19 protein-coding genes are annotated in these 19,567 nt (G+C 46.4%); 4 read left to right on the forward strand and 15 right to left on the reverse strand.

The window, feature by feature from the left end; all coding sequences use genetic code 11:
- Nucleotides 1-47: 47 nt before the first annotated feature.
- Nucleotides 48-1,370, reverse strand: a complete 1,323-nt coding sequence (gene rlmD / locus AACQ79_RS07225) for a 23S rRNA (uracil(1939)-C(5))-methyltransferase RlmD (protein ID WP_094163887.1) — start codon at nt 1,368-1,370, stop codon at nt 48-50.
- Nucleotides 1,371-1,553: 183 nt separating this feature from the next.
- On the opposite strand from rlmD, the gene barA reads away from it, so the two are divergent.
- Nucleotides 1,554-4,334: a two-component sensor histidine kinase BarA gene (barA, locus tag AACQ79_RS07230; protein WP_017050472.1), complete on the forward strand. Its 2,781-nt coding sequence runs from the start codon at nt 1,554-1,556 to the stop codon at nt 4,332-4,334.
- A 93-nt stretch (nt 4,335-4,427) separates the two neighbouring features.
- Here barA and acpS read toward each other — a convergent pair whose 3' ends face one another.
- From acpS to rpoE, 11 genes are all read right to left on the reverse strand, one after another.
- Nucleotides 4,428-4,808: a holo-ACP synthase gene (gene acpS / locus AACQ79_RS07235; RefSeq protein WP_170898883.1), complete on the reverse strand. Its 381-nt coding sequence runs from the start codon at nt 4,806-4,808 to the stop codon at nt 4,428-4,430.
- Between the two features lie 9 nt (nt 4,809-4,817).
- A complete protein-coding gene (pdxJ, locus tag AACQ79_RS07240; protein WP_013856034.1) occupies nt 4,818-5,549 on the reverse strand; it encodes a pyridoxine 5'-phosphate synthase in 732 nt (243 codons plus the stop codon).
- Complete coding sequence (gene recO / locus AACQ79_RS07245) at nt 5,546-6,274, reverse strand: DNA repair protein RecO (RefSeq protein WP_026027280.1); 729 nt, start codon at nt 6,272-6,274, stop codon at nt 5,546-5,548. Before recO ends, pdxJ begins: the two co-directional genes overlap by 4 nt.
- A 47-nt stretch (nt 6,275-6,321) precedes the next feature.
- Nucleotides 6,322-7,296, reverse strand: a complete 975-nt coding sequence (gene era, locus AACQ79_RS07250) for a GTPase Era (protein ID WP_010319802.1) — start codon at nt 7,294-7,296, stop codon at nt 6,322-6,324.
- Complete coding sequence (gene rnc, locus AACQ79_RS07255) at nt 7,289-7,966, reverse strand: ribonuclease III (protein WP_010319803.1); 678 nt, start codon at nt 7,964-7,966, stop codon at nt 7,289-7,291. The genes era and rnc overlap by 8 nt, the downstream gene beginning before the upstream one ends.
- Nucleotides 7,967-8,002: 36 nt before the next feature.
- Complete coding sequence (gene lepB / locus AACQ79_RS07260) at nt 8,003-8,899, reverse strand: signal peptidase I (protein WP_013856032.1); 897 nt, start codon at nt 8,897-8,899, stop codon at nt 8,003-8,005.
- Between the two features lie 93 nt (nt 8,900-8,992).
- On the reverse strand, nt 8,993-10,786 hold the full coding sequence (lepA, locus tag AACQ79_RS07265) for a translation elongation factor 4 (protein WP_026027281.1): 1,794 nt from the start codon (nt 10,784-10,786) through the stop codon (nt 8,993-8,995).
- Between the two features lie 112 nt (nt 10,787-10,898).
- Nucleotides 10,899-11,369, reverse strand: coding sequence for a SoxR reducing system RseC family protein (locus AACQ79_RS07270; RefSeq protein WP_017046485.1), 471 nt, complete (start codon nt 11,367-11,369; stop codon nt 10,899-10,901).
- A complete protein-coding gene (gene rseB / locus AACQ79_RS07275) occupies nt 11,366-12,346 on the reverse strand; it encodes a sigma-E factor regulatory protein RseB (protein ID WP_017042688.1) in 981 nt (326 codons plus the stop codon). The genes AACQ79_RS07270 and rseB overlap by 4 nt, the downstream gene beginning before the upstream one ends.
- Complete coding sequence (locus tag AACQ79_RS07280; protein WP_017046484.1) at nt 12,343-12,966, reverse strand: sigma-E factor negative regulatory protein; 624 nt, start codon at nt 12,964-12,966, stop codon at nt 12,343-12,345. The genes rseB and AACQ79_RS07280 overlap by 4 nt, the downstream gene beginning before the upstream one ends.
- A 34-nt stretch (nt 12,967-13,000) precedes the next feature.
- Nucleotides 13,001-13,573 (reverse strand): RNA polymerase sigma factor RpoE, encoded by a 573-nt coding sequence (gene rpoE, locus AACQ79_RS07285; protein ID WP_026027282.1) that lies wholly within the window; start codon nt 13,571-13,573, stop codon nt 13,001-13,003.
- A gap of 405 nt (nt 13,574-13,978) precedes the next feature.
- Here rpoE and nadB point away from each other — a divergent pair, with 405 nt between their 5' ends.
- Nucleotides 13,979-15,586 (forward strand): L-aspartate oxidase, encoded by a 1,608-nt coding sequence (gene nadB, locus AACQ79_RS07290; protein WP_029189883.1) that lies wholly within the window; start codon nt 13,979-13,981, stop codon nt 15,584-15,586.
- A gap of 54 nt (nt 15,587-15,640) precedes the next feature.
- Here nadB and AACQ79_RS07295 read toward each other — a convergent pair whose 3' ends face one another.
- Complete coding sequence (locus AACQ79_RS07295; protein ID WP_339366643.1) at nt 15,641-16,114, reverse strand: protein YgfX; 474 nt, start codon at nt 16,112-16,114, stop codon at nt 15,641-15,643.
- Entirely contained in the window at nt 16,038-16,298 is a 261-nt protein-coding gene (locus AACQ79_RS07300) for an FAD assembly factor SdhE (RefSeq protein ID WP_010319812.1), read from the reverse strand. The genes AACQ79_RS07295 and AACQ79_RS07300 overlap by 77 nt, the downstream gene beginning before the upstream one ends.
- Nucleotides 16,299-16,445: 147 nt before the next feature.
- Between AACQ79_RS07300 and ygfZ the strand changes: the two genes are divergently transcribed.
- Both ygfZ and AACQ79_RS07310 read left to right on the forward strand, forming a co-directional pair.
- Complete coding sequence (gene ygfZ, locus AACQ79_RS07305) at nt 16,446-17,417, forward strand: tRNA-modifying protein YgfZ (protein WP_170898884.1); 972 nt, start codon at nt 16,446-16,448, stop codon at nt 17,415-17,417.
- Nucleotides 17,418-18,056: 639 nt separating this feature from the next.
- On the forward strand, nt 18,057-18,263 hold the full coding sequence (locus tag AACQ79_RS07310; RefSeq protein WP_010319814.1) for a DUF1107 domain-containing protein: 207 nt from the start codon (nt 18,057-18,059) through the stop codon (nt 18,261-18,263).
- Between the two features lie 74 nt (nt 18,264-18,337).
- Here the strand turns inward: AACQ79_RS07310 and AACQ79_RS07315 are convergent, their stop codons facing one another.
- Nucleotides 18,338-19,567: an FAD-dependent 2-octaprenylphenol hydroxylase gene (locus tag AACQ79_RS07315; RefSeq protein ID WP_170898885.1), complete on the reverse strand. Its 1,230-nt coding sequence runs from the start codon at nt 19,565-19,567 to the stop codon at nt 18,338-18,340.

Genomic DNA, 19,567 nt, shown 5'->3' on the forward strand with positions numbered 1-19,567 from the left:
TTATAGTTTGTGGTATTCGACTAACTTCGACTGAGTTAGTTCTCTGTCTACCGACTTTTTACAAATAGCGCCATCGATTCTAAATGACTGGTGTGTGGAAACATATCCAACATGCCAAGTTTTACCAACTTATAACCTTGGCTGAGTAAACTTTGACTGTCTCTTGCCAGTGTCGCCGGGTTACAAGAAACGTACACCACGCGCTGAGCGCCGAGCTTAGCCAATTGGTCGACAATGCCTGCCGCTCCTGCTCGCGCTGGGTCGAGTAGTACTTTAGCAAATTTTTGCTTTGCCCACGCTTGCGTTGACATATCTTGTTCCAAATTTGCTTGGTAGAACGTGATATTGTCGATTTGATTGCGCTGCGCGTTTTGTGTCGCTTGCTCAACCATCTCATCCACACCTTCAATGCCCACTACCGATTGAGCGTATTGGGCCATCGGCAAACTAAAGTTCCCTACGCCACAAAATAGGTCCAACACTCGGTCATCCTCAGTCAAGGCTAACCATTCCAATGCTTGAGCCACCATTTTTTGGTTTACTTGACGATTGACTTGAATAAAGTTGGAGGGCAAAAATTCGATAACTGATCCGGTTTCACAGTAGCTTGCCATCTCTCCGTGAAGACGTTCGAGCTGATCGCTTTCTGGCATCACATACAAAGTGAGATGATGCTGCTGAGCAAACGCCAGCAGCGCCGCGTGATCTTCACTTGGCAGCGGCTGAAGATGGCGCAACACCATCATCGCGCCTTGATCACCCAGCACCAATTCAACATGGCCAATCGCTTGCTGAGATTTAAATTGCGTTAACAGCGCTTGGATAGGTGTAAGTAGCGTGTTGAGTTGTGGTTCTAGCACTGGGCAGTCCGTCACGTTAACGATTTGCTTGCTCTGCTTTTTGCGAAAGCCAAATTGCAGCTGTTGCTGCTTTTTGTCCCACAACACGCTGATGCGGGCGCGGCGGCGATAGCCTTTATCGGCGCAACTTATTGCGGGGCTCAATGCCAACGTTTGTCCGGCGAATTTACTCATCAATTGCGAGAGTGTTTGCTCTTTGTGCGCCACCTGCGCACTGTGCTCTAAATGCTGCAGATCGCAACCACCACATTGACCGTAATGGCGACAAAATGGCGTCACGCGTTGTTCACTGGCCGTTAAGACTTTAATCAACTGACCGCGAGAGTATTTACTTTTGCTTTCAGTTAGCTGCATCAGCACTTGCTCACCGGGCAGCGCGCCATCAACAAAAAGCAGTTTATTGTGTTGATAAGCGATACCAGAACCTTGATGATCAAGACGTTCAATCAATACCGTTTGATGTTTTGTTTCTAATTGCGCTTTCTTTTTCGGTTGGAAAAAACGTGCCATGCTCTGTGCCTAAGTAAAATTAAATCGATGTTTTTTGCCCTAGCGTCACTATTTAGTGCGGGGATGATTGTCGAACTTACTCGACTTGATTAAGCTAGCCGTCAATTAAACGATTTTCGTACAGGCTTGCTCATCAAATTGCGGGCTATTTTCCCATATCCACACCACGATGTTTAGACAATAATGACCAGATATGGCTTACGCGCGCGCGTTATTACTTTAACCTTAGCTCCAACCTTAATTATCGGCTTGTTGCTCAGTGCTTTTTTCTCATTCAATCGCTACCATGATCTGGAAAAACAGGTGATCAATGCGGGGGCGAGCATCATCGAGCCCTTGGCCATTGCTAGTGAAGACGCCTTAAAAAACCAAAGCCGTGAGTCGGTACGCCGCATTATCAGCTACGCGCATAGGAAGAACTCTAAATTTGTCCGCAGTATTGCGGTGTTTGACGCCAACCACGAACTGTTTGTCACCTCGAACTTCCACCCTAACTTTGAAAGCTTAACTTATCCAAAAGAGAAACCCATTCCTATTTTAAGCAGCTCAAATCTCACCGAGAACACTTTAATACTGCGCACGCCAATTTTGGCCGAAAACCGTCTAACCGAAGGCATAAATGCCAATACATCAACGCCTGCGCTCGGCTATATCGCGATAGAGTTGGATCTCTCTTCATTGCGTTTACAACAGTATCAAGAGGTCTTTTCCGCCTTTTTAGTGCTTGCGCTTGGGCTAGGTTTATCGGGAATGTTCGCATTCCGGCTCCTGCACGATGTGACTCGCCCTATCTCACACATGAAAAACATGGTGGATAGAATTCGTCGCGGCCACCTTGATGTGCGGATCGAAGGCAAAATGCACGGTGAGTTAGATTCGCTCAAAAAAGGGATCAACGCGATGGCGGTATCGCTATCGGAATATCACGTCGAAATGCAGCACAGTATCGACCAAGCCACCTCGGATTTGCGAGAAACCTTAGAGCAGTTGGAAATCCAAAACGTTGAATTGGACATTGCCAAAAAACGCGCCCAAGAAGCCGCGCGCATAAAATCAGAATTTCTTGCCAACATGTCCCATGAGTTGCGCACGCCGCTTAACGGTGTCATTGGCTTCACCCGCCAAATGCTCAAAACCCAGTTGACAAATAGCCAAGCAGATTACTTACAAACCATTGAAAAATCGGCCAATAACTTATTGAACATCATTAATGACATTTTGGATTTCTCCAAGCTAGAAGCCGGTAAGTTAGCGCTGGAAAATATTCCGTTCGAGTTTCAAGAAAGTTTGGAAGAGGTGGTTAACCTCCAAGCGACCAGTGCTCATGAAAAAGGATTGGAAATTACTCTTAAAGTGGATCAAAAAATCCCAGCAGGCTTGGTAGGTGACCCACTTCGTATCCAACAAGTGTTGACCAACCTTGTCGGTAACTCGATTAAGTTCACCGAACGTGGCAACATCGACATCAGTGTTGAATTGCGCTCACAACGCGACAATGTGGTTGAGCTGCAATTTATGGTGCGCGACACCGGCATTGGTATTTCAGAGCGCCAACAAGCACAGCTGTTCCAAGCCTTTAGCCAAGCCGATGCCAGTATTTCTCGTCGCTACGGCGGCACTGGACTTGGTTTGGTTATTACTCAGAAATTGGTCAGCCACATGGGCGGTGAAATTAGCCTCACCAGCCGTCTTCACCAAGGTTCCACCTTCTGGTTTACGCTGCGTCTCAATACCACTGAAATGCCGATGAGCGACTGGCTTGATCCACATATTTTGAGCAATAAACAGCTGTTGCTCGTTGAACCCAATATGCAAGCCGCCTCCATCATCCAGCAAATGTTGGTGCAGGCAGGGTTGAGCGTCACATATCGAGCGGTGATGCCAGAAGAGACGGATCGCTTCGATTATGTATTACTCAATTTAGCCCCAAGTAGAGAGACTGATTTAGATTTGGTTGAGCAGTGGGTCACAAAGGCTATTCAGCTTGCCGACAACGTGATTATCGGTACACCAAGTACCGAGCTCGCCCTATCCGATTATTTAATGCAGCATCATCCAGTGCAGTGCATTACCAAGCCACTGTCGCGTAAAAAATTGCTGCAACTGTTAATCGCGCACCAACCGGTACAGCCTGCCATTCAAGATCTACCGATCACACTCGATACACTGCCCCTGAAAGTAATGGCGGTGGATGATAACCCTGCCAACCTCAAACTGATCATGGCCCTGCTGCAAGAACGTGTTGAAACCGTCATCGCTTGTACGAATGGCCAAGAAGCGGTCGAACAAGCAAGCCGCCAGAAATTTGATATGATTTTGATGGACATCCAAATGCCACAGATGGATGGGGTCACCGCTTGCCAGGAAATTAAGAAAACGGTACTCAATCACCAAACGCCCGTGATTGCGGTAACGGCTCATGCAATGATCGGAGAGCGCGATCGTCTGCTGAAAGAAGGAATGGATGATTACCTCACTAAGCCGATTGAAGAGCACATCTTGCAGCAAGTGTTAGCACATTGGAACCCCTACGCCAACCGTAAACAGTTGGAGAAATTACAACTCACAGAACAAGTTATACCGTCGCCGTCACAGGAAGCTGAGCAGCCTAATCACACCATTATCATTGACTGGCAAAATGCACTCAAACAATCAGCCAACAAGGAAGATTTGGCCAAAGAGCTGCTACAGATGCTAGTTGATTCGATTCCACAGGTGAGCCAAGTCGTCAGTATGGCGTTGGAAGATGATGAATACTCTACTCAAGATCTACTGCACCATATTCATAAACTGCACGGCAGTTGCTCATACAGTGGCGTACCCCGCTTGAAAAAAGTGTGCGCGGCGCTCGAACAGGCATTGCGATCGGGCAAATCCATCAGCGATGTCGAACCGGAATTATTTGAATTACAAGATGAGATGGACAAAGTAATCGCTACTGCTAAACCGTATTTAAGCGAATGAGCAATTTAACCGAAGAGACAATTTAACCGAATGAAAAAAGGGGCTTGCCGCTCAGCAGTATTTGCTTGTCAGCAAGCAGAGAAGATTGACAGATTAAGACTCTAAAATCACCGTCGCCACCGCATAATGACGCTCATCAGAAATGGTTAGGTGAATGTGATTCACACTGGCTGTGGCAGCCAACTGCTTAGCCTTACCTGATAGTGTTAGCACGGGTTTTCCGTTGGCGTCGTTGGTGACGGTAAAATCCTGAAAGCTAACACCATGCGCAATACCCGTACCAAGCGCTTTAGATGCCGCTTCTTTAGCGGCAAAACGTTTCGCTAAATAGCGCCCTTTTTTCTTGAGCGAATAGAACACCGCCAATTCATCTTGGGTTAGCACCCGCTTGGCAAAAGCATCGCCACTGCGTGACAATGCTTTTTCTATGCGTTCAATTTCCGCAATATCAGTCCCTAAGCCGATAATCGCCATCGGTAGACCTTATTTGCGAGCCGCTTGCATGATGGCTTTCATATCGGCGACCGACTTCTCCAAACCATCAAATACAGCACGCCCGATAATCGAGTGCCCAATGTTGAGTTCGTAAATTTCAGGCAGTGCAGCAATGGCAGCTACGTTGTGGTAAGTCAAACCGTGACCAGCGTTCACCGTAATGCCCAAATCACTTGCATAACTCGCAGCCGCCGCAATTTTCTTTAACTCATCTTGCTGATCCGCTTCGGTTGTTGCATCGGCGTAATGACCAGTATGCAATTCAATAAACGGTGCACCGCAAGTTTTAGCTGCGTTAATCTGCTCACGATCAGCATCAATAAACAGAGAGACTTTGATGCCTGCAGCGGTCAGTTTTTCGGTTGCCGCTTTCACTTTGTCAAGCTGTCCTAATACGTCCAGCCCACCTTCCGTCGTTAGTTCTTCACGCTTTTCAGGCACTAAACACACAAATTCAGGCTGAGTTTGCAGAGCAATATCAATCATTTCGTCGGTAACGGCCATCTCAAGGTTCATTCGAGTTTGCAACGTCTCGCGTAAAATACGCACATCGCGATCCTTGATATGGCGTCGGTCTTCACGTAGGTGAATGGTAATGCCATCGGCTCCGGCACGCTCTGCCATTTCAGCAGCATGCACGGGATCTGGGTATTTAGTACCGCGGGCATTTCGTAACGTGGCGATGTGATCGATATTAACGCCTAAGTAAATTGCGCTCATTTTCCTATACTCCGTACTCTGGAAAAACTAGACATGGGCAGGAAAAGCTCCCTGCTTTTTAAAGGTTTGCCGCCAAGATACGGCTTTAACGCTATGCGTGTAAAGCGTTTTGCCGCTTGAAGCTGCTCTTTACTGACAAAGCGCCGCTCACTAATGGCAATCAACTCATCGCCCATAAACGTGAGGTTATCGCGCCTAACAGAAGCGATAAAACCTTTTTGCTCGCGATAGCGATAAGTCATGCGAGGATCGATAGCTTCTCCCGTTCCGGCGCAATGCAAGAAATCAACGCCATAACCCATTGAAGCTAGCAACGCGAGTTCAAAACGGCGCAGTGCTGGTTCTGGATTTTCACACTGAGCCAACTCGGTGAGTGCATGCAGATAATCATGGAACAGACCCGGGCAAGGCACTTCTTGCGCAAGCACACGGCCAATCAGCTCATTGACGTACATGGCAGAATAGAGATGAATACCACTGAGTGGTAAGCCAAGGCTAATCGGTTCAGCTTGGCGTAAGGTTTTCATTGAACCGTTGCCTGACCATTTGAGCAATAAGGGGGTAAAAGGTTGCAGTGCACCTTTTAAGTTCGATCGTTTACTGCGTGCGCCTTTGGACATTAAGGTAACGCGGCCATACTCCTCGCTAAACACATCAAGGATTAGGCTCGACTCGCTATAAGGACGTCGATGAAGGACAAAACAGCGCTGTAAACCGTCTGACATATCAGCACTCAAAGGTGAGCGATGTTCTCGCCCACCTCGAATAGAGGTTATAGATCGTCAATATAACCGAGGCTACGAAGGGCACGTTCATCATCTGCCCACCCGGATTTCACTTTCACCCAAGTTTCTAGGTAAACCTTGCGACCAAACAACTCTTCCATATCTAAGCGCGCTTCACGGCCGATGGTTTTGATTTTTTCACCACCTTTGCCGATCACCATTTTTTTCTGGCCGCTGCGTTCAACGAGGATCAACGCGTTAATATGAAAACCATCGGTTTCAGGGTTATAGTCAAAACGTTCAATTTCAACGGTTACTGAATACGGCAGCTCTTCACCAGTAAAGCGCATCAGTTTTTCACGCACAATCTCGGAAGCCATGAAACGCTGTGAGCGATCGGTCACATACTCTTCAGGGAAGTGATGCGTGGCTTGAGGTAAATGCTCACGCACATGTTTGCGCAATACATCGACATTTTTGCCATGTTTTGCCGCAATCGGCACGACATCAACAAATTCCATTTTCTTCGATAGCTCTAGCATGTGCATCATTACATCGTTACGATCTTTCACGTTATCGACTTTATTGACACACAACACTACAGGGAAATTAGCATTGCGTAACTTGTTGAGCACCATTTCATCATCGGCGGTCCACTGAGTGCCATCGACTAAGAACAGCACTAAGTTAACATCACTGAGTGAACTACTTGCCGCACGGTTCATCAAGCGGTTAATCGCACGCTTTTCTTCGATGTGTAACCCCGGAGTATCAACGTAAATCGCTTGGTACGGCCCCTCTGTATCGACACCCATAATGCGGTGACGAGTGGTTTGAGGCTTGCGCGATGTGATGGATATCTTTTGTCCCAGTAAGTTATTCAGCAGGGTTGATTTCCCGACATTGGGGCGACCCACAATGGCGATAAAACCACAGTGCTGCTCACCACTTTCCGGAGTTGCTTCATTGCTGTTGGTGTTTGATGCGAAGTACGCATCCAAATCAAATTCGTTATCAGCCATTTGTCAGTTGCTCTAGTGCAATTTCAGCCGCCGATTGTTCAGCTTTACGACGACTGGTGCCTTTACCAATTACAGGCGTTCCCATTCCTGCTACATCACACGATACCGTAAATTCTTGGTTGTGTGCTTCACCTTTAATATTAGTCACTGTGTAGATAGGCAGTTGCTTTCTTCTACCTTGCAGAAACTCTTGTAGGCGAGTTTTTGGGTCTTTTTGCGATACGCCCGGCTCAATGGCGTCAAGGCGCTCTTGATACCAGCTCAAAATAATACGTCGTACTACTTCGGTATCGCTGTCTAAATAAATCGCACCAATGATGGCTTCTACGGCATCAGCAAGGATTGAATCACGGCGGAAACCACCACTTTTCAACTCACCTGGACCTAATTTTAAGTAATCTCCTAGGCAAAATTCTCTGCCCAGTTCAGCCAATGTGTGACCACGCACAAGCGTAGCGCGCATACGACTCATATCCCCTTCGTTAATTTTAGGGAAACGGTGGTACAGCTCATCAGCGATGACAAAACTTAAAATTGAATCGCCCAGAAACTCAAGACGTTCATTGTGCTTACCATTTGCACTGCGATGTGTCAGCGCTAAGGAAATAAACTCGGGATCATTAAATGAATAACCGAGTTTAGTTTCTAATTTACTAATTGGAGAATTCATGCTCTCTCGATGTAGTGATGGCTAGCCAAAGCTAGCCTAGTTAATGCCACCAATGCGGTTAAAACGCACACCAGTTGGGATCCACGAAGGTAAAACGCTATCGGCACCACGTTCAAATTCAAAACTTATCCAAATACCGACCGCTTTACCGACTAAGTTTGCTTCTGGAACAAAGCCCCAGTAACGGCTATCAGCACTGTTGTCACGGTTATCACCCATCACAAAATACTGACCTTGAGGAACAACCCATTCATTAACGCCATGGCGTGGCTGATAAGCATCAACACGATCACGACGCAATGGATTGATCAAAATCTGGTGTTCAACCTGACCTAACTTTTCATTCACTTGAATTAAAGGGATGCCATTTTGGTTGAACTCACTCTCTTCAACATTGGACAGTTTGACCTGTTTACATTCTGTTGAACCTTGAGCTTGAATACAAATCTCTTTGTTGCTGCTATAACGAACTGTGTCGCCCGGCATGCCGACCACGCGCTTGATGTAGTCAATGCTTGGTTGCGGCGGGTATTTAAAGACCACGACATCACCACGCTCTGGTTTACCAGTTTCGACCAGTTGAGTACGCCATACTGGGTCTTTCAAACCGTAAGCGTATTTCTCAACTAAGATGAAGTCGCCCACCAGCAACGTTGGCATCATTGAGCCAGATGGAATCTGAAAAGGTTCGTACACAAAAGAGCGTAGCACCAGCACAAAAGCAATCACAGGGAAGATGGAAACACTGTTTTCAATCCACCAAGGTTGCGCGGAAATTTTGGCGCTGAGTTTGTCATCCAAGCCGTTGGTTTGCGCTTCAATAGCGGCCATCTTCTGTTGACGTTTTTTCGCCCACACCAACTTCTCCAGCACCCAAACTATGCCAGTCACTAATGTGACGATCACCAAGATGAGTGAAAATGTATTCGCCATGGAGTTCCCTTATCTAAAAATACGAAAGTGAAAGAGCCGAAACTCTTTCACTTAATGGTGACTGCTGCATGCATAAGAAAGCCAAAGCAATGCTTAATCTTTACCTACGTGCAAAATGGCAAGGAAGGCTTCTTGTGGCAACTCAACATTACCAATTTGCTTCATGCGCTTCTTACCTTCTTTCTGCTTCTTAAGCAGTTTTTTCTTACGGCTAATATCACCACCGTAACATTTCGCCAGTACGTTTTTACGCAGCTGCTTCACGGTTGAACGAGCAATAATGTGGTTACCGATCGCCGCTTGAATCGCGATATCAAACATTTGGCGAGGGATAAACTCTTTCATTTTCTCAACCACTTGACGACCGCGCGTTTGCGAATTGTCTTTGTGAGTGATGATGGCTAGCGCATCCACTTTGTCACCATTTAGCAAGATATCCACACGGACCATGCTTGAAGCTTCAAAGCGTTGGAAACCATAATCAAGTGATGCATAACCACGAGAAGTTGACTTCAAGCGGTCAAAGAAATCAAGCACCACTTCGGCCATCGGCACATCATAAGTCAAGGCTACTTGGTTACCGTGATAGACCATATCAACCTGCACGCCACGTTTTTCAACGCACAACATAATGACGTTACCCAAATATTCAGAAGGGGTCAAAATGTTACAACGCGCAATCGGTTCACGAATCTCTTCAATGTCGTTCACCGCAGGCAATTTAGCCGGGCTATCAACATAAAGCATCGTGCCATCGGTCTTCTTCACTTCATAGACTACCGTTGGCGCAGTGGTGATAAGGTCAAGATCGTATTCGCGCTCTAAACGCTCTTGAATAATCTCCATGTGGAGCATACCCAAGAAACCACAACGGAAACCAAAACCAAGGGCGGCCGAACTTTCTGGCTCATAGAATAACGAGGCATCGTTTAGGCTCAGTTTACCTAACGCATCACGAAAGTTTTCGTAATCATCAGAAGAGACAGGGAAAAGCCCCGCATACACCTGCGGTTTCACTTTTTTAAAGCCTGGCAATGCTTTTTCACACGGATCTTTCGCGCTGGTCAGAGTATCACCTACAGGAGCGCCGAGAATGTCTTTAATACCACAAACCACCCAGCCCACTTCACCAGTGTTCAACATGGTTTTGTCGACTTGTTTTGGCGTAAAAATACCTAAACGGTCAATACCCCAAGTTTGGCCTGTGCTCATCACTTTAATCTTGTCATTTTTCTTCAGCGCACCATTTTTCACTCGCACTAAAGAGACAACACCTAAGTAGTTATCAAACCAAGAATCGATGATTAACGCTTGCAGCGGCGCAGCAGGATCGCCCTCAGGAGCCGGAATACCAGAAACGATTTTTTCTAGCACTTCATCCACGCCAAGGCCTGTTTTCGCAGAGCAGCGCACTGCGTCAATAGCATCGATACCGACGATATCTTCAATTTCTTCCGCTACGCGTTCAGGCTCTGCGGCTGGCAAATCAATCTTATTTAGGATTGGGACAACTTCAAGGTCCATTTCAATGGCGGTATAACAGTTAGCCAATGTTTGCGCTTCAACGCCTTGACCAGCATCCACCACCAATAGAGCACCTTCACAGGCGGCTAAAGAACGGGAAACTTCATAAGAAAAGTCAACGTGTCCAGGAGTATCGATAAAGTTGAGCTGGTATGTCTCGCCATCGTTTGCTTTGTAATCGAGCGTCACACTCTGTGCTTTGATGGTGATGCCACGCTCACGCTCAAGGTCCATAGAGTCTAGAACTTGAGATTCCATTTCACGATCACTTAATCCACCACAAACTTGGATCAAACGGTCAGATAGGGTCGACTTACCATGGTCGATGTGGGCGATAATCGAAAAGTTACGAATGTGCTTCATAGATTTGGGATGACTAAACTCTTGAAAAAAGGGACATAAGAAAGCCACATCAAGCGGCGTTTCCATAAAGTTGGCCGATTCTACCCAATTTCGGTAGGGTTCGCATCATAAATTAGGCGATAGGTTCACCAAGGACTCGGACCAAAACCACCTCTTGCTGCGATCGTTTTTCAAGAACCACAGAGCAACGTTTGGCAATTCCGATCCCCAGCGCGATAAAAACAGCGGCCGTGATGATCACGATGCCCTCACCTAAACCGAGCCAAGGGGCCAAGAGGCTCTCACCCAGCCAAGCGCCAAACATCATCATAAAAAGCGGCACCAAATACACTAAGGCTGCCGATTGAAGCAAGCTTTTTTCGGGGAAACCGATTTCAACCGTCTGGCCTTGCTTTACTGGTTTTTTCGTATCGAGTTGCCATAACAGCGCTTTGTTACCAATCGCTTTCGATACGATCCCTGTGCCACAGCTTTTGGAGGACGAACAACTGCTGCAACTGGTCTGCTGCTGACAACTGAGTTCAACGTGAAACCCTTTAGCATCAGGTTGAACAGCGGTGACTGTTGCTAACGCCGTCATCATGGTTTGGTTGCCTCTGTTGAGGGCGCCGCAGGCTGGACAAACGTCACCGATTGAGCAATGCGCTGCGCCGTTGCCGGTGGAATATCACCGACCACTGAGATTTCATTGTTTCCTTTCACCACACTATGCAGGGTACGGCGGCCTTGACGAACCAGTTGGCCTTTCAGCGAATGGTTGTCACTATCGGAAATATAGACAGAAAAACTAAATAGCCCATCACTGAACATCTGGCTCTCTACCAAACGCTCAGTAATCGCCATACGATAACGGTTAAGCTCTTTGGGTTCAAAGCCTTCAGGTTTCCAACTCACTTGCCAAAAACTTTCCGTAAGGTTGCCTTTCGGTAACGTTAATACTTCGGGTAACTCAACGTCATTTAGCCCTTGCATCGCCTGCGCTAATTTGTCGCTAATGGCGTAAGAGATAGTGCGATATTGCTCAAGCACCTCGCCGTCGCGATCGACTAAATCAGCTCGCAATGGCAAGTTACTGGTTTCATCTACCCACAAAATATAGGAATAGCGTAAGCCATCTTTCGGCACCACTCGCACCACTTGGCAAGCCGTACCCGCTTCACGTGCACGGCCAACTTTGACGAAATCGTAGTAACGGCCTAATTCAGTGACATTGCTGGTTAGCATCGGAATCGTCGGCGCAACCATAGTGCTTGACTCAATGGTGAACGGTTCTACCCCAGGTTCAATGTAACTCACTTCATTGCCACGGCGAATCACTTCACGGATCGGGCCGCTGAGATAAACGAGATGCGCAAATTGCTGATCGCCTTGACTTGCATGACGATACAGCAGTGGATCGATGCTGTTTTTCTTAATCAGAATGTAAGACAGCTCATAATTTAAATGCTGACTGGCCTCGTTCATTTGAAGCAACAAAGCCTCTGCAGGTTGGTCTTCTGCAAAGGCTAATGTAGAGTTCAAACTGAACAGCGCCAGTGCACTGATCAGGAATTTATTCATTCAACTACCGATTCAAGTACATCGTTATGTGGGCTTGCACTTTCACTGTTCAGGCGAAGTTGCAGCTCGTAGTCTTGCAATAATGCGTTTACGCGGCGACGTTGTTCTTGCACGCGGCTTTCGCTGGTTTGGCGCTCTACTGAATCACGCGTTAAGCTCACTGGCTCTGCGCTGCCAGCCAACGGAATGGTTTGCAGTACGGGTAATTGGTCGTTTTGATTCACTCCTGAATCACGGCCACCGTATTGTTGAACACCTAAAATCACCACAAACGACACACACGCAGCAACCGCAACCTGGCCAAATTGGGAAAGCCAAGCCGGTAACTGCCGACGAGCTTGAGCTGGCGTCGGCTGAGATTCACGGCTTGCATCACGAAAATCAATAACCGAAGCAGATTGTAAACGACTGTGTGCGGGTTCGTCATCCAATGCTAATGCAACGCTCTGTGCAATATCCCACTCAGCTCGGACTGGGGCATCTCCACGCATCACATCACCAACCAAATGGTAATTTTTCCACGTTTGCAAACTTTCTTGGTCGAGCTCTAATTCTTGAATGAGCGCTTTATCGACCATTTCCCCATCCATGAGTGCTGAAAGTCTTTCTTTGTCAGCCATTATTTATTCACCATTTTCGTTACCAGTTTGAGCGCTATAAAAGAGGTTTAATCTTCTTTTCTACCGCTTCACGAGCACGGAAGATGCGAGAACGCACCGTTCCTACAGGACAATCCATGACTTCTGCTATTTCCTCGTAACTTAAACCATCCAGTTCACGCAAGGTCATCGCAGTTTTCAAATCTTCAGGCAACGCTTCTATCGCACCAAAAACGACCCGCTGCAATTCTTTCGACAACGTAATGTTCTCAGGGTTCGATATTTCTTTTAATGCGTTGCCACTTTCGTAATATTCAGCATCTTCAGCATCAACATCGCTAGCGGGCGGTCTACGACTTTGGGCTACAATGTGATTCTTAGCGGTATTAACAGCAATACGGTATAGCCAAGTGTAAAAGGCACTCTCTCCGCGAAAACTTGGGATAGCCCGATACGCTTTGATGAACGCTTCTTGTGCGACATCGGCTACATCTCCGGAATTGCTCACATACCGAGAAATAAGGTTGCAGACTTTATTTTGGTACCTTAAAACCAAAAGGTTAAATGCTTGCTTATCTCCACTCTGAACTCGCTCAATCAATACTTGATCGGTCAGCTGCTCGTTCATTCGAGCCTGTACTCCTATTGTTATTCCCCTTACCTTCTCAGATATGGGCATTCATTATGCAAAATGTAGTATTGACACCACCGCTTACATGAGCACTATTGTGACTCAAGGGAGAATAGAAAGTTCCATTCTGTCTAAAAATATTTGCCAAGCATTATTCAATAAATGTGATCTAATTTCACTATAGGGGATCCCCAATATAGTGAGGGTCGATAAGACGAAAGACAATGGCATTTACAAAGTATTGCATCAAATCTTTCTCTACTGCTATTGGCTTGAAGCCATAGCGATACCGTTAGTGGATAAACCTTGCGGCTGAATCACTTCAAGAGTATAGATACATGCAATGCATATTTAAAATGAGAGTTGGACAACTCTACTCTAGTTCGGGAATTTAAAAGTTTTATGAACGCAAACCGTGAACATCTATGCGATGTATTAGTCGTAGGCAGTGGCGCAGCGGGTTTATCGCTCGCACTACGCGTAGCAAAACACAGTAAAGTCATTGTACTGAGTAAGGGACCACGCAGTGAAGGTGCCACTTATTACGCCCAAGGGGGGATTGCCGCTGTTTTTGACGAATCAGACAGTATTGAGTCACACGTCGAAGACACTCAAATTGCGGGCGCAGGGATCTGTGAAGAGGATACTGTCCGTTTCATAGCCGAGCATGCTAAAGAGTGTGTTCAGTGGCTTATCGATGGCGGCGTTCCTTTTGACAGAGAAGAGAATGACAGTGATGAAGCACCTCGCTATCACTTAACTCGTGAAGGCGGCCATAGTCATCGCCGCATCTTGCACGCGGCTGATGCCACTGGCATGGCAATGCAAACCTCCTTGCAAGACAATGTTCATAATCACCCCAACATTACTATCCTTGAACGTCACAATGCACTGGATTTAATCACCGAAGATAAAATCGGTGGTGATAAAAAAAGAGTGGTTGGCGCTTATATTTGGAACCGCAATGAGGAACACGTTGAAACGATCCGCGCTAAGTTTGTCGTTTTAGCCACGGGCGGCGCCTCAAAAGTGTATCAATATACCTCTAACCCTGATGTTTCCTCAGGTGATGGTATCGCAATGGCGTGGCGTGCAGGATGCCGAGTGGCGAACCTTGAGTTCAATCAATTCCATCCAACTTGTCTTTTCCACCCTGAAGCACGTAATTTCCTACTGACAGAAGCACTACGTGGAGAAGGCGCTTTTTTAAGACGCCCAGACGGTTCACGATTCATGCTCGATTTTGATGAACGTGCCGAACTGGCTCCTCGTGATATCGTGGCTCGCGCCATCGACTATGAGATGAAGCGTTTAGGTGCTGATTGTATGTATCTGGACATCAGCCACAAACCGGCCGATTTTATTGAAAAACATTTCCCAACCATTTATACACGCTTGATGGATTTGGGCATTGATATGACCAAAGAGCCGATTCCGATTGTTCCTGCGGCGCACTACACTTGTGGTGGCGTTATTGTCAATAAACAAGGTAAAACGGATCTGCATAACCTGTATGCGATCGGAGAAGTTAGCTACACCGGTTTGCACGGTGCTAACCGAATGGCGTCGAACTCTCTATTAGAATGCGTCGTTTATGCCTGGTCAGCGGCAAAGGATATTTTAAAAGGATTACCAACGGCTCAGCTCCCACCAAGCTTACCCGGTTGGGATGAAAGTAAGGTCAATAACTCTGATGAAGAGGTCGTAATCCAACATAACTGGCATGAACTGCGCCTATTTATGTGGGATTACATGGGGATTGTCCGCACAGATAAGCGCTTAGAGCGAGCACTACGCCGCATTCAATTACTGCAACAAGAAACCCACGAATACTATAGTTATTTCCGCGTTTCAAATAACCTGCTTGAGCTGCGTAACTTACTGCAAGTGGCAGAGTTGATGGTGCGTTGTGCTATGCAACGCAAAGAGAGCCGCGGTTTGCACTACACGCTCGATTATCCAGAGTTAGCCGAAAATAGTGGTCCAACGATCTTAACGCCAGACGAGTAAGCTCGCCAACGATCATCTGTTAGCGTCAAGTTGACCGAATGAATAAAGGAGCGTTTATCGCTCCTTTATTGTTGGTGATTGGTTATGGGTAACCTGCCGAAGCTGCACCAATAAGCGGCGATAATCCGCTTCCACACAACTGTCGCGCCACAACAGATAGCGCTTACCTTGTTGTGCATAAATGATCAACACCATAAACGCAAACTGTGTAGAAACCTTTTCAATGGACAGGTTCTGGTCGGCACATTGCCACTCACCGTGACTCGTGAGCTTGAATTGGCCGATTAAGCTAGGGACTAACAGTGAGGTACTCTTTTGCGCCGTGATAAGAGGTGCGTAAAATAAGGGGAGCGTTACAAGTGGAATCGGCGATATCAATAATGCCCACACGGCTATCATCAAAAAAATGAAGTTAGTAATGCGGGCAAAATGGGAAGGAAATAATACGAAATTAACGCACTTTGCTGAGGTTGTGGGCAACAATTTTATCCACCATGGCCGCATGCCCAAGATTTTCGCTACGACCATGCCCCATGATCCAAGTAAATAGATCAGGGTCGTCAGACTCAAGTAGGGAAACGAAATCTCGTTGCTCATTTTCATTCAGAGAATCAAAGCACTCTTCAAAGAACGGCATCACAACCACATCGAGCTCTAACATTCCACGACGGCATGCCCACTTGATTCTTGCTTTTTCTTCAGTGGTGTACATCGGTTTTCCTCACCTTATGTTTATTTGCGTTGAGTGTATCAACTGGATGAAGATACAACTAGTAGATGAGTCACAGTCCCTGTTCAAGCTGACAAAAAAAAATTTCCGGATTAACATGGGGCTCAAGATTCTCTTTAGGTAACGACTATGGACTGGCAAAACACATTGACACCTCTCGCAGTAACCGCCAATGACTCACTTCCACCACTGATGCTGACTCATCTTGCATCCTGGGGCACTATCATCATTTCAGGCAATGATAAAAAAGCCTATTTGCAAGGCCAAGTGACCTGTAATGTCGTCACTCTTGAACCAACACAGTCAACCTTAGGTGCCCATTGTGATGCGAAAGGCAAAGTGTGGTCCGTCTTTCGCCTGTTCCACCATCACGATGGTTATGCGATGTTCCAGCCTTTATCAGCAATAGAGGCTGAATTAAGAGAGCTGAAAAAATACGCTATTTTTTCTAAGGTCAATATCAGCCAGAGCCAAGACATCGCTCTGGGTGTTATGGGCGAACAAGCTGAGCAATATATCAATACATTAACGGCGGATGAAGGTGAAGTGCGTTTGATTGACGGCGGTAGCGCCATCAAAATTTCATCCCAACGTTGGCTATTACTTGTTTCAGAGCAAACCGCGCAACAGCTCATGACGCAAAGTGAAGCTCTGAAAGTCACCGAGGAAACGTGGACTCGCTTTGATATCGAAGAAGCAGTCCCCGTCCTTGGTCAAGCGGATCAAAATGAGCACATACCGCAAGCCGTTAATCTTCAGGCCTTTAATGGTATCAGCTTTAATAAAGGGTGTTATACAGGTCAAGAAACCGTCGCTCGCGCTAAATATCGAGGTATTAATAAGCGTGCAATGTACATCCTTCAAGGCAACATTGAGCAACCGCTAAATAATGATCAACCAATCATGATCGAACGCTCAGTTGGAGAAAACTGGCGTAGTGCTGGGCAATTAATGGTTCACTACACGTTTGCTGATAATACCGCTATCGGTTCAATAGTCTTACCAAACAATCTCGAGCCAGAAACTGAGTTTCGTCTTGCTAGCCAACCAAACACTCGTTGGTTTATGCAAGCTCTCCCTTACTCTCTTACTGACGAATAAGCTTCTTCCTTATATTGACCATGCGCCTCTTTACGAGGCGTATGCTTTGTAACACTCGTCTATCTCGAATAAATTTCAGGAAAAAGAATGCAATAATGTAATCCATTACATTGGCACGTGATCGCTCTCTAAATCACACAACATTAGAGGTGAATTTTTAGTCATTATTGAAACATAAATAGTCATCAGGTTTATTTTGACGTACTCTTAACAATGCTGGTCAGGGCAAACGAAAAGTTGTCCTGCCCAGCAAAAAAGTGAATCCACTGATTGTTTCAGGACATCCACTTTTTGTGTAATGCATCTGTGACTATTCGCCCGCCTATTATTTAAGCGGGCTTTTTTTTAGGCTATTCTTAACCAAAATTTAACACTTTCCATAAACAACAGCTATTCTTTAAAGTGTAATATTTGTCGTGCTTAATATGCACCAAGTGAATGGTGCACTGAGCATTTTTTGTTAGCACTATTTTGAGGAGATAATCACGCAAACATGGGTATTTATCCAACATTTTGCCTACGGCAGCACAAATATCCAAAAGAGTCACCAATAACTGCATATTCCTCTATGGCAATCACACTATTAGAGGCGCAATTTATTTATAATTTGCAGTGTTAGAATAACAGAAGGATCGAAGTATGAGACTGTTTAAGCGCTATACGCCAGGTATGATAGCTAAACACGTAAGTCGGCTTTTTAAAGGAAGAATCTATATTTACGGGGTTGGAAAATTTGAATTCGATAATGGCAAACTGATCTTGCCAGAGCGCGCAGACAAGCGCCACTTTCAGACGGTGAAGGAAGTGAATCAGGAAATCATGAGACTACGCTGCGCCTACGCATAATACGAGTTTCATTAAAGAATTTTAAAAGGGTTGGCCATAAGCCAGCCCTTTTGCCATCATTAGGTTAATCACTGTTAGGGCTCAAGCAGCACCATTTTACTCTTGGCAAGATCAGGTAAATCACCTTTTAAACCCAGTGCTCTTTTCATAATCTCATCTTTGGCTCCAGGAAGTTGTCCAGCCAACTGCATGCCAATGCCACGGATCAGTTTCTTCGCCGGGTTATCACCCTCAAAAAGATCTTTGAAACCTTGCATCGCGGCAATCATTTTGGCGGCTTCTGTTTTTCGCCAACGTTCATAACCTCGCAAATTTTTGAGCAAGCCTATATCTTCACCTTGATGCCACAACGCGAGTAGTTCTTGAGCTAAGCTTGCAGCATCAAGTAAACCTAAATTAACACCTTGCCCGGCTAGCGGATGGATGGTGTGCGCCGCATCACCAACGAGTGCGATTCGTTGTAAAGCAAAATCTCGGGCATAACGCATTTTAAGTGGGAAAGCAGCACGTTCACCGACCACCTCACACAAACCTAAACGATGATCAAACTCAGCGGTCAGTATCTTATTGAATTCGAGCTCAGACAGGCTGAGCAAGCGCTGCGCTCGGTTGGGCTCTGTAGACCAAACGATTGAGCTCATATGAGGATCAGACATAGGTAAAAAGGCCAGCGGACCTTGTGGTGTAAACACTTGCCTTGCCGTCGATTGATGTGGTTCCACCGTGCGGACATTTGCCACCAGCGCACTGTGTCCATAATCCCAATGGGTTAATGGAATGTCTTGCTGCTGACGAACCCAAGAGTTTGCGCCATCGGCTCCTACTATCAATTTTGCGGTGAGTGATTGACCGTTATCGAGCGTTAGCCACGCTTCACTTTCACCGACAGCCAGCGATTGGCATTGAGCGGGCATAAAGAGTGTCACATTCGCTTGCTTTTGTACTTGTTCGAGTAAGGCTAATTGAATGACGCGGTTCTCAACAATGTGTCCCAGATCCGGCTGAGTCATCTGATTGGCACTAAATTCGATCCGCGCAAAACTATCGCGTTCCCACACTTCCATCGCCGAATAAGGCGCAGCGCGACGAGAAGTAATACCTTGCCATGCACCAAGGTTTCGCAACATGATTTCACTGGAACGGCTTAAGGCGGAGACTCGCACATCCGGCAGCTCTGCAAGTTCAAGGCTGGGTACTCGGCCCTCAATCACGGCGATGCGCAGTTCGCTATGCTTTAATGCGGCGGCCAGTGAAAGTCCAACCATTCCGCCACCCACAATGACAATATCGACACCTTGCATCAT

Source organism: Vibrio sp. 3-2(1), assembly GCF_963887575.1.
Taxonomy (GTDB): domain Bacteria; phylum Pseudomonadota; class Gammaproteobacteria; order Enterobacterales; family Vibrionaceae; genus Vibrio; species Vibrio anguillarum.